The organism is Candidatus Poribacteria bacterium (genome assembly GCA_021295755.1).
GTDB lineage: Bacteria > Poribacteria > WGA-4E > WGA-4E > PCPOR2b > PCPOR2b.
The window spans coordinates 1-2,669 of the sequence record JAGWBT010000111.1 but is presented as its reverse complement, the minus strand read 5'-3'; the positions used below and the strand labels follow the sequence as shown (position 1 = coordinate 2,669).

The following is a 2,669-nucleotide window of genomic DNA, read 5'->3' as shown; positions in this document are numbered from 1 at the left end:
GCATACACTGGAGGAAGCCGACCGGATGGTCGAAGCATGTGCGGATGCCGGTGTGCCGCTTTGCTGTGGTGCTATCCCGGTGAACCATCCCTCTTACGCCAAAGCAAAAGAATTAATCAACAGCGGTACCATCGGCGAGATCCTCTCCATTGAGACAGAAGCATTAAATTCACAGAAGCAATATTGGTCCTATTTTGTTGACAGCCTAGCCGCATGGGTGATCGGCGTTGGAGACCAACCCCGACGTGAATCGGGGAGCGATGAGTTCACCGGACAGGGAATGCTCGTTACTGAAGATGGCGAATCTATCCATTTTAGAGATGGAGCAGGTGTGATCCGTCTGACCGGCACTGATGGCGAGATAGAATTTCATTCGGGGCCTCCGGGCGGTTGGCGATTATGGCAGGATATTGATACCCCCGAAGGGCAGCGGCGGGTAGAGATGCCGACAACGCTGTCTACGGATTGGCAGACATCATCGACTGCCTCGAAGGTAGACTCGATGAACCAAAGAACTCAGGCAGGAGAGTCGCTGTGGCACTTGAAGTTGAACTCGGACTAAAGCAGTCCTCCGCACAGGGCGGGGTGCGCGTCAACCTCCCGCTTAAAGACCGCTCATTAGGTCTGCATTACGATTGGTTCAGATAGGATTACTGCTCAAGTAGGGTCATTTATGGTGAATTCTAAAAATAAATAGACACTAAAAGTAGTAGGCACACTCCGTGTGCCGTAACTCTGGGCAAAAGGTTGCTGACCTCGCTCGTCCACAATGTCTAATTAATTCCAAGGTCCACTATAGCTTTACTGTAGGAGGGATTTCCAAATCCCGATAGCGCGATCTCCCGGCTGCAACTTTTCAAGCAAAATAGTTAAAAAACCGAAAACTGAATAGCTCTAACTGCTCAAGCGTTATCGTTGAATTACGCCGCGGTAATGTGTTAAATGGAATAAGGAAGCCTCACCGATAAAATGCTGCATGAAAACTAGTATTGGAAGGGAGTGTGCAAAGATGATGAAAGCTTTATCTCATACACGGAACAATTTACTAAAAGGTCTACTAATCCTCATTTGTGTGAGTATCATACTGTGGAACGTCAGCCCTAGTGTTGAGGGACGTATCTGGTCTAGCACGAAGCATCTGGAAGAAGAGATCAAACCATCGAAACAATCCAGTGACGCTGAATTTTTGCGGCGTGTGCATCTGGATCTGACCGGAAAAATTCCCACCGTCGAAGCGGTTGTCGATTTCCTTGAAGATGGTTCTAAGGATAAGCGTGAAAAAAAGATCGATGAACTGATTGGTAGCGAACTTTACCTGGACTACTGGACGCGATTGTGGTCCAATTGGCTCATCGGTCGAGATGATAATAACAGGGAACAACGCTTAGGATTAGAGCAGTGGATACGCCAAAGTCTCGCGCAAAACATGCCTTATAACCAATTTGTCACAGCCTTGATTGCAGCAGAAGGCAGTGTGGAAGAAAATGGGGCGGCGAACTATCTGCTACGCTACGATCTCTCACCGGTTGATCTCGCTGCTCACACCTCCCGGTTGTTTCTTGGATTACCGATGCAGTGCGCCCAATGTCATGACCACAAAACTGAAGCGTGGTATCAGGAGGACTTCTACGGATTAGCGGCGTTTTTTGCCAACATCCGCCTTGAAGAGATCCGCGAAATGGACGAGGACGGCGGAGAACGTGTCGCAGAACGTATCTTGAAAAATGCCCCCAAAGGCTCGGTCTATATGCCGGAGACTCATCAACCCACTCCACCAAGTTTTCTTGATGGCACACGGCCCACGACACCAACAGTTAAGCAAAGACAAGCCCTGAGTGAGTGGATGACTAATAAGGATAATCCGTATTTCTGCCACGCTATTGTCAACCGGATCTGGGCGCACTTTATGGGGAAAGGATTTGTGGAACCGTTAGACGGATTTGGGGAAGAGTTCCCACCGTCAAACCCTAAATTGCTTGACTGGCTGGCGAAAGATTTTATGATTCATGGATATGATCTCCGATACTTGATGCGAACCCTCCTTAACACCAAAGCCTATCAACGCACGTCCGAGACAAACAAAAGCAACCAGTATGACGATCTTTATTATTCACATGCCTACGTTAAGCCGTTGACAGCAGAGCAGTTCTTCTATTCGATGTTAGAATCAACCGGTTTTGAGCGACTTCAAAAGCGGCGAGATCGGGGTCAACTGGAAAATATGAAACGCCGCTATTTGGAACGGTTTCTCTTCCTCATTGATAATGGTGAAATGGAGGAAGTTGAGGCGTTTAACGGTACTGTTCCGCAAGCCTTGATGATGATTAATGGATCACTAGTCAATGACAGTGGATCTCACAAAGAGCGAGGCGGTCTCCTCCACCATATCCTCAAAACGAAGCGCACCAAGCGGGATAGACTCAATCAGATTTATCTCACGACCCTCTCGCGCTACCCTCGGACCTCAGAAAGGACCTATTTTGACCGATACCTGCGGTCAAGTCTGTATCGCAACGATGCGCTGGCGTACGAAGACCTTTACTGGGCATTACTGAACTCCGCTGAATTTGCGCTGAATCATTAGGTGTGTAAGTTGACATACTCCAAAACCTAAAGGATTTGGATTCTTTAGGAATCGAATTGCGCTATCAACAAGGATTGGACGGCGA

The 2,669-nt window shown here is 48.1% G+C and carries 2 protein-coding genes; both read left to right on the top strand.

Going from position 1 to position 2,669, the window contains the following annotated elements; all coding sequences use genetic code 11:
* Positions 1–562, top strand: a 562-nt coding sequence (locus J4G02_15790; protein ID MCE2396026.1) for a hypothetical protein, incomplete at its 5' end; no start/stop codon positions are given.
* A 447-nt stretch (positions 563–1,009) separates the two neighbouring features.
* The gene (locus J4G02_15785) at positions 1,010–2,584 is read left to right on the top strand and encodes a DUF1549 domain-containing protein (protein MCE2396025.1); all 1,575 of its coding nucleotides are present in this window, start codon (positions 1,010–1,012) and stop codon (positions 2,582–2,584) included.
* Positions 2,585–2,669: the final 85 nt, after the last annotated feature.